General features: G+C 71.3%; 11 protein-coding genes. 4 read left to right on the top strand and 7 right to left on the bottom strand.

Features of this window, described 5'->3' with window-relative positions:
* The first annotated feature begins 289 nt into the window (after nt 1-289).
* Complete coding sequence (locus MKK82_RS16570) at nt 290-1,030, top strand: CoA transferase subunit A (RefSeq protein ID WP_238286667.1); 741 nt, start codon at nt 290-292, stop codon at nt 1,028-1,030.
* A 24-nt stretch (nt 1,031-1,054) separates the two neighbouring features.
* Complete coding sequence (locus MKK82_RS16565; protein WP_238286669.1) at nt 1,055-1,717, top strand: 3-oxoacid CoA-transferase subunit B; 663 nt, start codon at nt 1,055-1,057, stop codon at nt 1,715-1,717.
* A 256-nt stretch (nt 1,718-1,973) separates the two neighbouring features.
* On the opposite strand, the gene MKK82_RS16560 is transcribed toward MKK82_RS16565, so the two are convergent.
* The 3 genes from MKK82_RS16560 to MKK82_RS16550 all read right to left on the bottom strand — a co-directional run bounded on the left by MKK82_RS16560 (nt 1,974) and on the right by MKK82_RS16550 (nt 6,778).
* The gene (locus tag MKK82_RS16560; protein ID WP_238286670.1) at nt 1,974-2,660 is read right to left on the bottom strand and encodes a metal ABC transporter permease; all 687 of its coding nucleotides are present in this window, start codon (nt 2,658-2,660) and stop codon (nt 1,974-1,976) included.
* Nucleotides 2,661-2,827: 167 nt separating this feature from the next.
* Nucleotides 2,828-5,527 (bottom strand): aconitate hydratase AcnA, encoded by a 2,700-nt coding sequence (acnA, locus tag MKK82_RS16555; RefSeq protein ID WP_243986283.1) that lies wholly within the window; start codon nt 5,525-5,527, stop codon nt 2,828-2,830.
* A 441-nt stretch (nt 5,528-5,968) separates the two neighbouring features.
* Nucleotides 5,969-6,778 (bottom strand): CDC27 family protein, encoded by an 810-nt coding sequence (locus tag MKK82_RS16550; RefSeq protein WP_373323309.1) that lies wholly within the window; start codon nt 6,776-6,778, stop codon nt 5,969-5,971.
* Nucleotides 6,779-6,955: 177 nt separating this feature from the next.
* On the opposite strand from MKK82_RS16550, the gene MKK82_RS16545 reads away from it, so the two are divergent.
* A complete protein-coding gene (locus MKK82_RS16545) occupies nt 6,956-8,320 on the top strand; it encodes a leucyl aminopeptidase family protein (RefSeq protein ID WP_409566817.1) in 1,365 nt (454 codons plus the stop codon).
* A gap of 318 nt (nt 8,321-8,638) precedes the next feature.
* On the opposite strand, the gene MKK82_RS16540 is transcribed toward MKK82_RS16545, so the two are convergent.
* The 3 genes from MKK82_RS16540 to MKK82_RS16530 form a co-directional block, all read right to left on the bottom strand.
* Nucleotides 8,639-9,811: a M20 aminoacylase family protein gene (locus MKK82_RS16540; protein ID WP_243986279.1), complete on the bottom strand. Its 1,173-nt coding sequence runs from the start codon at nt 9,809-9,811 to the stop codon at nt 8,639-8,641.
* Between the two features lie 192 nt (nt 9,812-10,003).
* Nucleotides 10,004-10,477 carry a Cu(I)-responsive transcriptional regulator gene (gene cueR, locus MKK82_RS16535; RefSeq protein WP_238286675.1) on the bottom strand — a complete coding sequence of 158 codons (474 nt, stop codon included), beginning with the start codon at nt 10,475-10,477 and terminating at the stop codon, nt 10,004-10,006.
* Nucleotides 10,474-12,948 (bottom strand): heavy metal translocating P-type ATPase, encoded by a 2,475-nt coding sequence (locus MKK82_RS16530; protein ID WP_238286676.1) that lies wholly within the window; start codon nt 12,946-12,948, stop codon nt 10,474-10,476. Before MKK82_RS16530 ends, cueR begins: the two co-directional genes overlap by 4 nt.
* A gap of 170 nt (nt 12,949-13,118) precedes the next feature.
* Here MKK82_RS16530 and MKK82_RS16525 point away from each other — a divergent pair, with 170 nt between their 5' ends.
* Nucleotides 13,119-13,721 (top strand): glutathione S-transferase family protein, encoded by a 603-nt coding sequence (locus tag MKK82_RS16525; protein WP_238286677.1) that lies wholly within the window; start codon nt 13,119-13,121, stop codon nt 13,719-13,721.
* Here MKK82_RS16525 and MKK82_RS16520 read toward each other — a convergent pair.
* The gene (locus MKK82_RS16520) at nt 13,712-14,974 is read right to left on the bottom strand and encodes an ATP-binding protein (protein ID WP_238286678.1); all 1,263 of its coding nucleotides are present in this window, start codon (nt 14,972-14,974) and stop codon (nt 13,712-13,714) included. The genes MKK82_RS16525 and MKK82_RS16520 overlap by 10 nt on opposite strands.
* Nucleotides 14,975-14,986: the final 12 nt, after the last annotated feature.

The following is a 14,986-nucleotide window of genomic DNA, read 5'->3' as shown; positions in this document are numbered from 1 at the left end:
TTGCGGCCGGAAGCCGGGGCCGCGCCAGGCCCCCTCAAGCCGTCGCGGGGCCCGGCAGGCTCTGCTCATCGAGGCGGCGTTGTAGCGTCCTCCGCGGGTTTTGTCTGCCGGCTCCGCACAGAACCTTCGGCCCCTCCCCTGCCGCCGGGGGTTACGGATCGCCGCCGGCCGCACGGAGTTGCGGTGTACGGCACTGGATTTCGCCGGGGGAATCGCCGACAGGGGGCGCGAGGAAACGCGCTTCCCAAAGATTTCGGCCGGTCGGGTCCGGCGGGAAAAGGACGGTTCGATGAAGAAGGTCTACTCGGATGCCGCCGCGGCGCTCGCCGGCCTCCTGCGCGACGACATGATGGTGATGTGCGGCGGCTTCGGCCTGTGCGGCATTCCCGACGAGCTGATCGAGGCGGTGCGCCTCTCCGGCGTCAAGGGCCTGACCGTCGTCTCGAACAATGCCGGCATCGACGGCGTCGGCCTCGGCAAGCTCCTCGACACCCGCCAGGTGCGGAAGATGATCTCGTCCTACGTGGGCGAGAACAAGGAATTCGCCCGGCAGTATCTCGGCGGCGAGCTGGAGATCGAGTTCAACCCGCAGGGAACGCTGGCCGAGCGCATCCGCGCCGGCGGCGCCGGCATCCCGGCCTTCTTCACCAAGACCGGCGTCGGCACCAAGGTCGCCGAGGGCAAGGAGGTGCGCGAGTTCGACGGCGAGCACTTCGTCATGGAGCGCGGCCTGTTCGCCGACCTCGCCCTGGTCCACGCCCATACGGGCGATACCGAGGGGAACCTCCGCTACCGGATGACCGCGCGCAACTTCAACCCGATGATGGCGACCGCCGCCCGGATGACGGTGGCGCAGGTGGAGCACCTCGTGAAGCCCGGCGAGATCGACCCGGACACCATCCACACGCCCGGCATCTTCGTGAAGCGCATCATCGACGTGGGCACGCGCGACAAGCGCATCGAGCAGCGCACGACCCGCAAGCGCGGCGACAGCACCCCGGCCGCCGCCGCCGGCGGCGGCACGCACTGATCGGACGGGAAGGGAGCGAACATCATGGCCTGGACCCGCGAGCAGATGGCGGCGCGCGCCGCCAAGGAGCTGGAGGACGGCTTCTACGTGAACCTCGGCATCGGCATCCCGACGCTGGTGTCGAACTACATCCCCGAGGGCATGTCGGTGCAGCTTCAATCCGAGAACGGCATGCTGGGCATGGGTCCCTTCCCGTACGAGGGTGAGGAGGACCCGGACCTGATCAACGCCGGCAAGCAGACCATCACCGCCCTGCCGACGACGAGCTACTTCTCCTCGGCCGACTCCTTCGGGATGATCCGCGGCGGTCACATCAACCTGTCGATCCTCGGCGCCATGCAGGTGGCCGGCAACGGCGACCTCGCCAACTGGATGATCCCGGGCAAGATGGTGAAGGGGATGGGCGGCGCCATGGACCTCGTGGCGGGCGTGAAGCGCGTCGTGGTGGTGATGGAGCACGTCGCCAGAAACAAGGACGGCACCGAGAGCCCGAAGCTGCTCAAGGCCTGCGACCTGCCGCTGACCGGCACCCAGGTGGTCGACCTCGTCATCACCGACCTCGGCGTGTTCGAGATCGACAAGAAGGGCGACGGCGGCATGAGGCTCATCGAGCTCGCCGACGGCGTCACCGAGGACGAGATCCGGACGAAGACCGAGGCGGACTTCACGGTCGCGCTGAAGGGCTGATCCACGCGAGCCCGGCGACACCCTTCGCCGGGCATCGTGATCGGGGATCGTCCCCCCCGCGTTATGATCCCGAACGGCTCCGCAGCAGCCTCGGCGGCGCGCTCCCGGGACGCGGTTCGATCTGGGGGCTTCCGCTGCGCCCCCGCACCGCGCGATGGCGGCGCGGGCGGGATGGCCCGCGGCGGCGGAGTCAGGCCCCGCGCTCCGACCATTCCGGTCCGCCCGACGAGGATCGCCGGGCGGGCCCCTCGCGTCGTTACATGGGCGGGGTCAGGCCGTCCTTGCCGACGGCCACCAGCTTGCCCTCGGCCTTGGCGCCGTCCTTGGCGACCACCGCGAACACCTTGGAGCCCGGGCTCAGGATCGCCTTGTCGGCCGGCTCGAAGGCGACGATCGGCGCCGAGGACGGCACCACGATCTCCTTCGACCCGTCCTTGCCGTAGCTCACCGTCAGGGTCCGCTCGCCGCCGGAGGCCGCCTTGTCGGCCTTCACGGTGCCGTTGGTCATCGCGCTCTTCACCTTGGGCGCGTTCGAGGTCTCGGCCTTCACGGTGCCGTTGGTCATGGCGCTCTTCACCTTGGCGCCGGCGCCCGCGGTCTGGTCGGTGATCGTGTCCCAGCCGTAATGGCCCTCGCCGGTGCCGCGCATCGACTCGGGGAACAGCACCACCTCCAGGGCCGTCATCGGATCCTCGCCCTTGGTGGCCGTGCCGATGAAGACGCCGTCCTTGATGGCGTCGAGGTTCGACGGGACCACCCAGGCGAACTTGGCGCCGCCGACATCCACCGTCTCCGACTTGCCGTCGTCGGTCTTGATCGTGAGCGTGCTGCCCTCGGCCTTGTCGATGGTGCCGCGGACGCGCTCGACCTGCGCGGCGAGGGCCGCGCTCGACAGCAGGGCTGTCAGGCCGGCGGCGGCGAGGGTCTTGCTGAGGTGCTTCATCGGGATCCCATCCTGACTTCAGGAGCCGGGTTATGGGGCGCCAGACCCGCCAAACAAGGTTGCGCGCAAGCGAAACATACCAGACTGACAGACAAATAAGGCGGCGCCCTCCCGGGCGCCGCCTCGAACTCACCCGGGTGCGGCGCGAACGCCGCCCCGCTGAGGGATCAGGCCGCGAGCGAGCGCAGCACGTAGGGCAGGATGCCGCCGTTGCGGAAGTATTCCAGCTCGTCGAGGGTATCGATCCGGCAGGTCAGCGGGACCTCCTTCACCGAGCCGTCGGCGGACTTGATCTCCGCGATCAGCGTCTGGCGCGGCTTCAGCTCACCCGCCAGCCCCTTGATGGTGACGGTCTCGTCCCCCTTCAGGCCCAGCGACTGCCAGCTCGTCTCGCCCTGGAAGACCAGCGGCACCACGCCCATGCCGACGAGGTTCGAGCGGTGGATGCGCTCGAAGCTCTCGGCGACCACGGCGCGGATGCCGAGCAGCTTCGTGCCCTTGGCCGCCCAGTCGCGCGACGATCCGGTACCGTATTCCTTGCCGGCGAAGACGACGAGCGGCGTACCCTCGGCGGCGTATCTCTGCGCCGCGTCGTAGATGAACATCTTCTCGCCGGAGGGCTGGAACAGCGTCCAGCCGCCCTCGACCACGCTGCCCGAGGGGTCGCGGACCATCTGGTTCTTGATGCGGATGTTGGCGAAGGTGCCCCGCATCATCACCTCGTGGTTGCCGCGCCTTGTGCCGTACTGGTTGAAGTCCTGCACGCGCACCTGATGCGACTGCAGGTACTCGCCGGCCGGCGAGGCCGCGCGGATGTTGCCTGCGGGCGAGATGTGGTCGGTGGTGATCGAGTCGAGGAACAGGCCGAGGATGCGGGCCTCCGCGATGTCCTCCACCGGCTTCGGGGTCTTCTCCATGCCGACGAAGTACGGCGGGTTCTGCACGTAGGTGGAGCCCGGGTTCCACGCGAAGGTCTCGGCCTCCGTGACCTCGACGTCCTTCCAGTTCTGGTCGCCGCCGAACACGTCCGCGTAGCGCGACTTGAACAGCGCCGAGGTGATGTTCTCCTCGATGAACTGCTGGATCTCGGCCGAGGACGGCCAGATGTCTTTCAGGTAGACGGGCTTGCCGTCAGACCCCAGGCCGAGCGGCTCCGTGGTGATGTCGATCTGCATCGAGCCGGCCAGCGCGTAGGCGACGACCAGCGGCGGCGAGGCGAGGTAGTTCGCCCGCACGTCCGGGTTCACCCGGCCCTCGAAGTTGCGGTTGCCCGAGAGCACCGCCGCCGCGACGACGTCGTTGTCGTTGATCGCCTTGGAGATGGCCTCCGGCAGCGGGCCGGAATTGCCGATGCAGGTCGTGCAGCCGAAGCCCACGAGGTTGAAGCCCAGGGCGTCGAGGGGCTCCTGCAGCCCGGACTTCTCCAGGTACTCGCCGACGACCTGCGATCCGGGGGCCAGCGAGGTCTTCACCCACGGCTTGGAGCGCAGGCCCTTGGCGACGGCGTTGCGGGCGAGCAGGCCCGCGCCGATCATCACCGAGGGGTTCGACGTGTTGGTGCAGCTCGTGATCGCGGCGATCACCACGTCGCCGTGCCCGATGTCGAAGTTCGTACCCTCGACCGGGTAACGGCGCGCGAGGTCGGCGGCCTTCTTGAACTCGGTCTCCATCGAGGTCGCGAAGCCGGGCTTGGCGCCGTCGAGGAGCACCCGGTCCTGCGGGCGCTTCGGCCCGGCAAGCGAGGGCCGGACCTCGCTCATGTCGAGCTCCAGCGTGTCGGTGAAGACCGGATCGGGCGTGCGGGCGTCGCGCCACATGCCCTGCGCCTTCGCGTAGGCCTCCACCAAGGCGATCCGGTCGTCGGACCGGCCGGTGACCTTCAGGAAGTCGATGGTCTTCTGGTCGACGGGGAAGAACCCGCAGGTCGCGCCGTACTCGGGCGCCATGTTGGAGATGGTGGCCCGGTCGGCGACCGCCATGTCGTCGAGGCCGGGGCCGTAGAACTCCACGAACTTCCCGACCACGCCCTTCTTGCGCAGCATCTGGGTGACGGTGAGCACGAGATCGGTGGCGGTGGTACCCTCGGGCAGCTTGCCCGACAGCTTGAAGCCGACGACCTCGGGTATCAGCATGGAGAGCGGCTGGCCGAGCATGGCCGCCTCGGCCTCGATGCCGCCCACGCCCCAGCCCAGCACCGCCATGCCGTTGACCATGGTGGTGTGCGAATCGGTGCCGACCAGCGAATCCGGGTAGGCCACGTCGGACCCGTCCTCGGATTTCGTCCAGACGGTCTGCGAGAGGTATTCCAGGTTCACCTGATGGCAGATGCCCGTGCCCGGCGGGACCACCGAGAAATTGTCGAAGGCCGACTGGCCCCATTTGAGGAAGGTGTAGCGCTCGCCGTTGCGCTCGTATTCCAGCGCGACGTTATCGGCGAGCGCCTTCGGGGTTCCGAACTCGTCGACGATCACCGAGTGGTCGATGACGAGGTCCACCGGGACCAGCGGGTTGATCTTCTGCGGGTCGCCGCCCAGGGCCACCATGGCGTCGCGCATGGCGGCGAGGTCGACCACGGCCGGGACGCCGGTGAAGTCCTGCATCAGCACGCGGGCGGGGCGGAACGCGATCTCGGCCTCGGCCTTGCCCTTCTCGGCGAGCCAGTCCACCGCGGCCACGATGTCGGTCTTCTTGACCGAGCGGTCGTCCTCGTAGCGCAGCAGGTTCTCCAGGATGACCTTCATGGAGAAGGGCAGCGCGGCCGCCGAGGCGAGGCCGTTCTTCTCGGCCTCGGGAATCGAATAATACATGTAGGTCTTGCCGCCGGCTTCGAGCGTCTGGCGAGCCTTGAAGCTGTCTAATGATGGCACGGCTGGTTCTATCCTCGCTGCGGTTGTCGAACACGCACAGGCAAGACCTGCGCTACGAAGTCTGTGTTCGGCCTGTGTAGCGCCCGACGGGCGCGCGCCGCCCCGGGAGTGCCCGGGCAGGAGACGATGCGCGGGGGCGATTTGGACGCCCGTGGAGCCGCGCGGCGCAGCCGCGGAACGATATAGAACTTTTCGAATCTGGCCGCTACCGTGTCGTGATGACAGGTGCGTTTGCGTGTCCGGCATGGCGCGGAGGCGCGTGACGGTGGCGGGCGGACGCGCGGGGTCGCTTCGCCGTGACCGGCACTCAGGCGTCCTGGCACGGCGTCACGCAGGGGATCCGCGTCGCGGCCCCTGAACGGCAAGGCGGTTGACGGCAAGGCGGTTGTTCGTCGGAGGTCTCGGGGCGTCCGCGAAGCGGTACTGTGATGCGCCGCCGCGTCACCCCTGCCCCGGCGCACCCGCGCCGGACAGCGCCTTGGACCGATTCGGCTGGGCCGCGAGCTTGCGCAGGGACGCGACGTTCGTAGCCGCCTCCTCGGGGCTCATGTCGCGGCACAGGACCGCCTCGGCGTCGGCGAACCGGCCCTTCAGGCCCAGCACCATGGCGAGGTTCGCCCGCACCCGCGCATCGGCACCGGGCTGGTCGGCGGCCAGACGCAGGGTCTGCTCGGCCTGATCGAGGTTGCGCGACAGGGCGTAGGACAGGCCGAGATTCGACAGGAGCGAGGGCTCGTTGGGCCGGATCTTGAGGGCGGCTTCGTAGAAGCCCTGGGCGCGGGTCTGCTCGCCGAGCTGTGCGGAGGCTGAGCCCTGCGCCGACAGGATGCGCCAATCCGGGGCCGCCGGGGAATGGGCGTTGGCGAGGACGTCGATCGCCTCGCGGTAGCGGCCGACCTCGACCAGCGACTTGCCGTAGGCGCCGAGGATCACGGTGTCGCGCGGGTTGCGCAGGGCCGCCTGCTGGAGGACGGCGCTCGCCTGGCTGGTCTGGTCGGTGGCCCGGAGGGCGCGGGCATACGCGATGGCGGTGCGGGCGTCGCCCGGGTTGGCGTTGTAGCGTTCGGCCAGCGACTCGACCTCCTTGCGGGCATCGGGCGCTCGGGCGCCGCGATCGCCGATCGAGCCGGTCGTCTCCGGGGAGCGGGTGTTGCAGCCGGCGAGGCCGAGGGCGGCCAGCAGGGCGACGGCGAGGCCGGCGCGGCGTCCCGCGGAAGCCGACGTGGTGGCGACACGGGTCAGGGCCGTCATCATGGTACGCTCCGCGGGCGGGACGGTGAAGGCTGGCGCGCGCTTCACGCTCCCGGCCGGCCGGTGATAGAGCGTTAACCCTAACCAGCGGTTAAGCCGGCGGACCGGCCGGCGCACGAGAGGCCCATGACTCAGGCTGACACGACGCAGGCCGGAACTCCGGCAGGGCGGCCGGCTATGATGCCCGCAGACACGCCGGCCGTGCCGGTGACCCTGGTCACGACGGCGTCCTGGACGGAGGCCGAGGCCGGCCTGGAACAGGCCCAGCGGCGATTTGCGCAGGCCCTCGGCTTCACGCCGAAGGCGGGCAGCCTCGCTCTGCTGCCCGGCCCGGACGGCACCCTCGCCCGCGTGCTGTACGGCCTCGGCGACCCCGAGGCGCCCACCTACGACCGGCTGCTCGTCGGCAAGCTGCCGGGTCTGCTGCCCGAGGGCATCTTCCGCCTGGAGAACGCGCCCGATCCCGCAGAGGCCGCCCTCGCGTGGCTGATGGGGAGCTACCGGTTCGGCCGCTACCGCTCCGGCGGCGGCACCAAGGCGCGGCTCGCGGCGACGGCGGGCATCGATGCCACCGAAGTGGAGCGCATCGCCGCCGCGGTGGCGCTTGGCCGCGACCTCGTCAACACCCCCGCCAACGACCTCGGCCCCGCCGAGATCGAGGCCGCCGCCCGGGGGCTCGCCGAGCGCCATGGCGCGGCGATCAGTGTCGTGCAGGGGGACGCGCTCGCCAGCAATTTCCCCCTGATCCACGCCGTAGGGGTCGCTTCGCCGCGGGCGCCGCGGCTGATCGATCTGACCTGGGGCCCGGCGGACGCCCCGCGCGTGACCCTGGTCGGCAAGGGCGTGGCCTTCGACACGGGCGGCCTCGACATCAAGCCGTCCTCCGCGATGCTGCTGATGAAGAAGGATATGGGCGGCGCCGCCGCGGCGCTCGCGGCGGCCGACATGGTCATGGGCGCCGGTCTCAGGCTGCGCCTGCGCGTGCTCATCCCCGCGGTGGAGAACGCGGTCTCGGGCAATGCCTTCCGCCCCGGCGACGTGTTGCCGAGCCGCGCCGGACTCAGCATCGAGATCGGCAACACCGACGCGGAAGGCCGGCTGATCCTCGCGGACGCCCTGACCCTGGCCGATGCGGACGGCCCGGAGCTGATCCTCGATTACTCGACGCTGACGGGCGCGGCGCGGGTGGCGCTCGGGCCGGACCTGCCCGCATTCTTCACGGAGGACGAAGCGCTGGCCGAGGCGGTGGCGCAGGCCGGCCGGACGGCGATCGACCCGATCTGGCGGATGCCCCTGCACGCCCCCTACGCGAGCCTGCTCGACTCCAAGGTGGCCGACCTCAACAACGTCTCGGGTGGGCCTTTCGCGGGGGCGATCACTGCGGCCCTGTTCCTGCGGCGCTTCGCTCCGAAGACGAAGGCGCACGGGCATTTCGACCTGTACGGCTGGAACCCCTCGACCAAGCCCGGCCGGCCGGAGGGCGGCGAGGTCCAGACCGCGCGGCTGACCTACGCGCTCCTGAAGGCGCGCTACGGGGGGTGATGCGGCTGCCGCGTCGTCGCGGGCGCTGCGGGGCTACCCGGCGCGGCGCCCGATCTCCGCGTCGGTGCGCCCGCGATGACGATGGCGCCGGCGGGCGTGCGGCCTGTTGGCGGGCACCGCGGCTTTCAGGCCGAAGATCGGGCGGGCCAGACGTCGACGTGACCCCCGAGCCGGTACAGCCGGCCCAGGGTCGTCAGGGTGTAGAGCCCGGGCAGCAACGGGATCCGGGGCATCTCGGCGATCTGGCCGGCGGGTCCCCTAAGGACGGGGCCGCCCCGCGCAGCCAGAGCGGGACGGCCTCGGCGAGGGCGTGAACCCTCAGGCTTGGAGCGGCAATCCCGTCTCGATCAGGCGCGCCCATAGGGAAGCGCCGTATGGCGCAGCCGCGTCGTTGAAGTCGTAATGGGGATGGTGGAGCGAGGCACTGTCGCCGTTGCCGATGAACATGTAGGCGCCGGGGCGGCGCTCGAGCATGTAGGAGAAGTCCTCGGCGGTCATCATCGGCGCCACCGCGCGGTCGACGTTCTCCTCACCGACCACAGCCGCGGCTACGTCGGCCATGAAAACCGTCTCGGCCGGATGGTTCTCGGTAACCGGGTAGCTGCCGCCGAACTCGGTGACGCCGGTCGCGCCGAAGCCCGCGGCGATCTCGGCCACCAGCGTCTCGATGCGCGCCCGGACCTGCGTGCGCAGCGCCGAAGACAAGGTGCGCACGGTGCCCCGCAGGGTCACGGTCTGCGGCAGCACGTTGAACGCATCGCCGGCTTCGAGCGTGCACACCGAGACCACGGCCGACTGCACCGGATCGATGTTGCGCGACACGATGCTCTGCAGGGCGATGATGACGTGGCTCGCCACGAGCACGCTGTCGACGGCGTTCTGCGGCAGGGCCGCGTGGCCGCCGCGGCCCTCGACGGTGATGGTGAAGCGGTCGGTGGAGGCCATGATCGGACCCGGCCGGACCGCGAAGGTCCCCACAGCCATGCCGGGGATGTTGTGCATCCCGTAGACCGATTCGATGCCGAAGCGCTCCATCAGCCCGTCCTCGACCATCGCCTCGCCGCCGCCGCCGCCCTCCTCCGCGGGCTGGAAGATCAGCACGGCCGCGCCGTCGAAATCGCGGGTCTCGGCGAGATACTTGGCGGCGCCCAGCAGCATCGTCGTGTGCCCGTCATGGCCGCAGGCGTGCATCATGCCCGGCACGGTCGAGCGGTAGGGCAGATCCCGCACCTCCTGGATCGGCAGCGCATCCATGTCCGCGCGCAGCCCGATGGCGCGGTTGGAGGCGCGCCCCTTCCCGCGGATCACGCCGACGACTCCGGTGCGGCCGATGCCGGTCACCACCGCGTCGCAGCCGAAGGACCGGAGTTTCTCGGCCACGAACCCGGCCGTCCGCTCCACGTCGTAGAGCAGCTCCGGATGGGCGTGCAGGTCGTGGCGCCACGCCTGCATCGTTTCGGCGAAGTCGCGAATCCGTTCGAGGACGGGCATCGGATCGGGGCTCTCGTGGTCCAGGGAATATCGACCGTCTCAGCAAAGCCGGGGCCAGAGCCGTCGTCAACGGCCGCGCTCGGGGAGGCCGCAGAAGGAAAGCTGACGGACGAGCGGTTGACCGCCGAGCGGTGGCCCGGCCGCGTCCACCTCAAACGTCGTCAAGAACCGACCGCGAGGACGCTGCCCCGCTCAGACGCTCTTCCGCGCCGGTCCGCGCCCCGGCAAGCCGCGGCGCGACGGCCGGGGCATCGGCGCACGATCCGCCGCGGCGAGGTCGTCCAGGATCGGGCATTCGGGACGGTCGTCGCCGCAGCAGGCATCGGACAGGTGCTCCAGGGTCCGGGCCATGCCCTCCAATTCGGCGATGCGGCGGCGCAGATCGGCGATCTGCTCCTGCGCGATCGCCTTCACTCCGGCACTCGGCCGGGCGCGGTCGCGCCAGAGCGCCAGCAGGTCCGCGATCCCGTCCACGCTGAAGCCGAGATCCCGGGCCCGGCGGATGAAGCGCAGCGTGTGCAGGTCGGCCTCGCCGTAATGGCGGTACCCGGACTCCGACCGAACGGCTGGCGGCAGCAGGCCTGTCGCCTCGTACCAGCGGATCATCTTGGCCGAGACGCCGGTGCGGCGCGCCGCCTCGCCGATGGTCAGGGGCGCGGCGCTCATGCCGGCCTCGGGGTGAGTGCGTCCGCGCCGGCCGGCGCAGGTCGCCGGCCCGCCCGGCGCAACCGCAGGGCGTTGCCCAGGACGAAGACGCTGGAGAACGCCATCGCGCCCGCGGCCAGGATCGGCGAGAGGGCCGGGCCGCCGAACGGCACCAGCACGCCCGCGGCGACGGGGATCAGCGCGGCGTTGTAGGCAAAGGCCCAGAACAGGTTCTGGCGGATGTTGGCCATGACGGCCCGGGAGAGGGCCAGCGCCTCGACCAGGGAGTCCAGGGCGCCCGACATCAGCACCACATCGGCGCTGTCCATGGCGATGTCGGTGCCGGTCCCGATGGCCAGCCCGACATCGGCCTCGGCCAAGGCGGGCGCGTCGTTGATGCCGTCGCCCACGAAGGCCACCGGCCCGTGCTCCGCCCGGAACCGCTGGACCGCCTCGACCTTCCCGCCGGGCAGAACCCCGGCGGCCACCACGTCGATGCCGAGGCCACGGGCGACGCCCGCGGCGGTGCGGGGATCGTCGCCCGTCACCATCGCGACGGTGAGGCCGCGGGCCTTCAGTGCCGCCACCGCCTCACGGGCGCCGGCCTTCACGGGATCGGCCACGGCCAGTACGGCGGCGTGGCGCCCGTCCAGAGCCAGATGGATCGGGCTCCGCCCGTCCTCGGCCAGCCCCTCGGCGCGGGCCATGAGGGTGGGATCCGGCGCGATGCCGAGACGGTCGAGGTAGCGCGGCGCGCCCAGGACCACGGCCTGCCCGGCCACGCGGCCGGAAATGCCGAATCCCTCCAGAGCCTCGACGGTGTCGGGTTCGAGCGTGCGGAGGCCGCGGGCCCGCGCGGCCGCCACGACGGCGCCGGCCAGCGGATGCTCGGACCGGCTCTCCAGGCCGGCCGCCAGCGCGAGCGCCTCGTCCGCCGCGACGCCCGGCGCCGGAACGAGATCCGTGATCCGCGGCCGTCCCTCCGTCAGGGTGCCGGTCTTGTCGAGGGCGACGACGCGCACGTCACGCAAGCGCTGCAGCGCTGCGCCGTCGCGGAACAGGACACCGCGTCCCGCCGCCCGGCCGGTGCCGACCATGATGGCGGTCGGCGTCGCCAAGCCCATGGCACAGGGGCAGGCGATGATCAGCACCGCCACCGCGTTGACCAGTGCCGTCCCCAGGGCGGGGGCCGGAGCGAGGAACAGCCACGCCAGGAAGGTGATCAGAGCGATGCCGATCACGGCGGGCACGAAGCGCCCGGTCACCCGGTCGACCAGCGCCTGGATCGGCAGCTTGCCGCCCTGGGCGCGCTCCACCATGGCGGCGATCTGGGCGAGCACGGTGGCGCCTCCGACCGCATCGACGCGGAGATCGAGGCTGCCGCGGCCGTTGAGGGTGCCGCCGACCGTCCGATCGCCCGGCCCCTTGCGCACCGGTGCCGCCTCGCCGGTGACCATGCTCTCGTCGACGAGGCTGGTGCCGGACACCACGGCGCCGTCGGCGGCGACGCGCTCGCCCGGACGGACCCGGACCACATCGCCGACCCGCAGCGCGTCGAGCGGCACCTCGGCCTCCGCGCCGTCCCGGACCACCCGGGCCACCTTCGGTGCCAGGTTCATCAATCGGGCGATCGCCTGCCCGGTGCGGCCCCTGGCCCGGGCCTCCAGGGTCCGGCCGAGCAGGATCAGCGTGACGATGAGCACGCTCGCCTCGAAGTACAGATGCGCCGCGCCGACGGGTAGCAGGGCGGGCTCCACGGTCGAGACCAGGGAATAGAGATAGGCCGCACCGGCGCCGAGGGCGACGAGGGCGTTCATGTCCGGATGGCCGCGCAGGAGGCCCGGCACGCCCTTGAGAAAGAAGCGCCGGCCCGGCCCGACGAGCACCAGCGTAGCCAGGACGGCCTGGACCAGCGCTGTCACTGCGCCGCCGTCCGCGCTCGGCAGGACGTGGCCGCCCATGTCGAGGATCACCACGGGGGCCGAGAGCAGGGCCGCGGCGAGCAGGTCGCGGCGCAGGATCCGGCTCTCGGCCTCCTGACGCGCCGCGGGGTCGGCGGGATGCGCCGCGTCGACGGGCCGGGCCTCGTAACCCGCCGTCTCGACGGCGGCGACCAGATCGGCCATCGCGACGACGCCCTCGGGATAGCGGATCGCGGCGCGCCCGGCGGCGAGGTTGACGCTGGCGCCGGTCACGCCCGGTACGGCGGCGAGCGCCCGCTCGACGCGGCCGACGCAACTCGCGCAGGTCATCCCGTCGACCGCCAGCAGGCTCTGCGTCTCGGGCACCGGATAGCCGGCCTCCGCCAGAACCGCGGCCGCGTCGGCCGGACCGGCGGCGCCTTCCAGGATGAGGCTGGCCCGGCTGGTGGCGAGGTTGACCGCCACGTCGCGCGCGCCGGGCAGGGTCCGGAGGACACGCTCGACGCGCCCGACGCAGGAGGCGCAGGACATCCCCTCCACGGGGAGTGTCAGGACGACGGGGTCCGGCATGGCGGCAGTTCCATTCGAAGCTTCCACGCTGCGTCAGATGGGGGTTCCCATCATGGGAAGGTCAAGGGCCAGGCTCGCGGACGTGTCACGGGGGGCTTCGTCGAAGTGCCCGTTGCGGAATCGCGCGGGTCCGTCGAAGCTCGGCCGCACCCGGGACGACGAGGAAACAAATGACCGAACCGCTGACGATCTACGGCGATCCGGGGTCCGGGAACTGCCTCAAGGTCAAATGGGTCGCCGCCCACCTCGGCATTCCCGCACTCTGGCACGACGTCGACGTGCCCCGCGGCGGGACGCGCACACCCGAATTCCTGGCCCTGAACCCGGCCGGGCGGGTGCCGGTCGTGGTCTTTCCCGACGGCGCCGTGCTGTCGGAATCGAACGCGATCATCGCCTACCTCGCGGAGGGCTCCCCGCTTATCCCGGAGGCGGCACTCGCCCGTGCCCGGATGCTGCAGTGGATGTTCTGGGAACAGTACAGCCACGAGCCCTACATCGCGGTCCGGCGCTACCAGCTTCACTACCTCAAGCGTCCGCCCGAGGACCTGGATTCGAAGCTCGCCGTGCGCGGTGCCGACGCGCTGCAGCTGATGGATGGAACCCTCGCACGCTCCGCCTACATCGCGGGGGACGCCCTGACGCTCGCCGACGTCGCCCTCGTCGCCTACACCCGCATGGCCCACGAGGGCGGCTTCGATCTCGGCGCCTATCCGGCCGTCCGCGCCTGGATCGGACGCGTCGAGGCCGGGCTCGGGATCGGCGCCTACGTCTGATCGGCTGGCGGCTGCACGGCGGCGGAGCCGTATTCGGGCAGGCTGACCCGCACCGTCGTCCCCTGGCCCGCCGAGCTCTCGATGGTGAGGCGGCCGCGGTGGCGGTTCAGGCTGTGCTTGACGATGGCGAGCCCCAGGCCGGTGCCTCCGCGGGCCCGGCTGGAGGCGACGTCGACCCGGTAGAAGCGCTCCGTCAGCCGCGGGATGTGCTCGGGCGGAATGCCGGGCCCGTCATCGGCCACCGAGAGGACGATCCGGGATCCGAGCCGGGGGTCGTCCTCGCGGGACAGCCCCACGCTGATCCGGCCGCCGCCGTACTTCACCGCGTTCTCGATCAGGTTCTCGATCACCCGGGCGAGCTCGTCCGCGTCACCGGCCACGCGGTAGGGCCCGTGACCGTCCTCGAACCGGATCGCGGCGCCCCGGGCCTCGGCCGGCGGCGCCTGCGCGTCGACCATCTGGTGGGCGAGCGCCCCGAGATCGACCACGGTGGTGGGCGCGACGTGCTCGCGCAGCTCGATCCGCGAGAGCGAGAGCAGGTCGTCGATCAACCGCGTCATGCGCAGGGCCTGCCCGCGCATGATCTCGAGGAAACGCTCCCGGGCCCGCGTGTCCTCGCGGGCGGGGCCCTGGAGCGTCTCGATGAAGCCGATCAGGGTGGCGAGCGGCGTGCGCAGCTCATGGCTCGCGTTGGCGACGAAATCGACCCGCATCGCCTCCAGCCGCCGGGCGGCCGTGAGATCGCGCAGGAACAGCAGGGCGCTGACCCCCGAGCCGTCGGGCATCGGCAGGGCGCCGATCTGGACGTCGAAGGTCCGCTCCAGGGGAATCCGGGTCGAGAGGGCGACCCGACGGGGCATGCCGGAATTCAGGACGGCCTCGACGGCGTCGAGGACCTCCGGGTCACGCAGAGCGAAGGACAGGGGCCGGGCCTGATGCAGGGCCGGCAGGAGCGAACGGGCGGCGGGATTCGCCTCCACCACCAGGGTCCGCCGGTCCACGAGGATCACCGGGTCCGGAACGTGGGCGAGCAGCGCCTCCGCCACCGCGTAACGCTGCGCCGCGGCGGCGGGCCGCGGTGCCGGAGCTTCGCGGTCGCGCCCCCCCAGCCATCCGCCGAGGCAAACCGATCCGAGCCCGACCAGGATCAGCGGGAGATCGAGGCGTCCGGCGAGGGCCGTGGCGAGCCCGAACAGACCCGCAGCGATCGCGGCACCGGCCCAGGCGGGGGAACTGTGCAGGCGGCCGGACATGGCGGGCGCGGC

The sequence above is a fragment of the Methylobacterium sp. E-046 genome, from assembly GCF_022829625.1.
GTDB classification, from domain to species: domain Bacteria; phylum Pseudomonadota; class Alphaproteobacteria; order Rhizobiales; family Beijerinckiaceae; genus Methylobacterium; species Methylobacterium longum.
The sequence above is the reverse complement of the archived record's forward strand: the minus strand, read 5'-3'. Positions and strand labels throughout refer to the sequence as shown.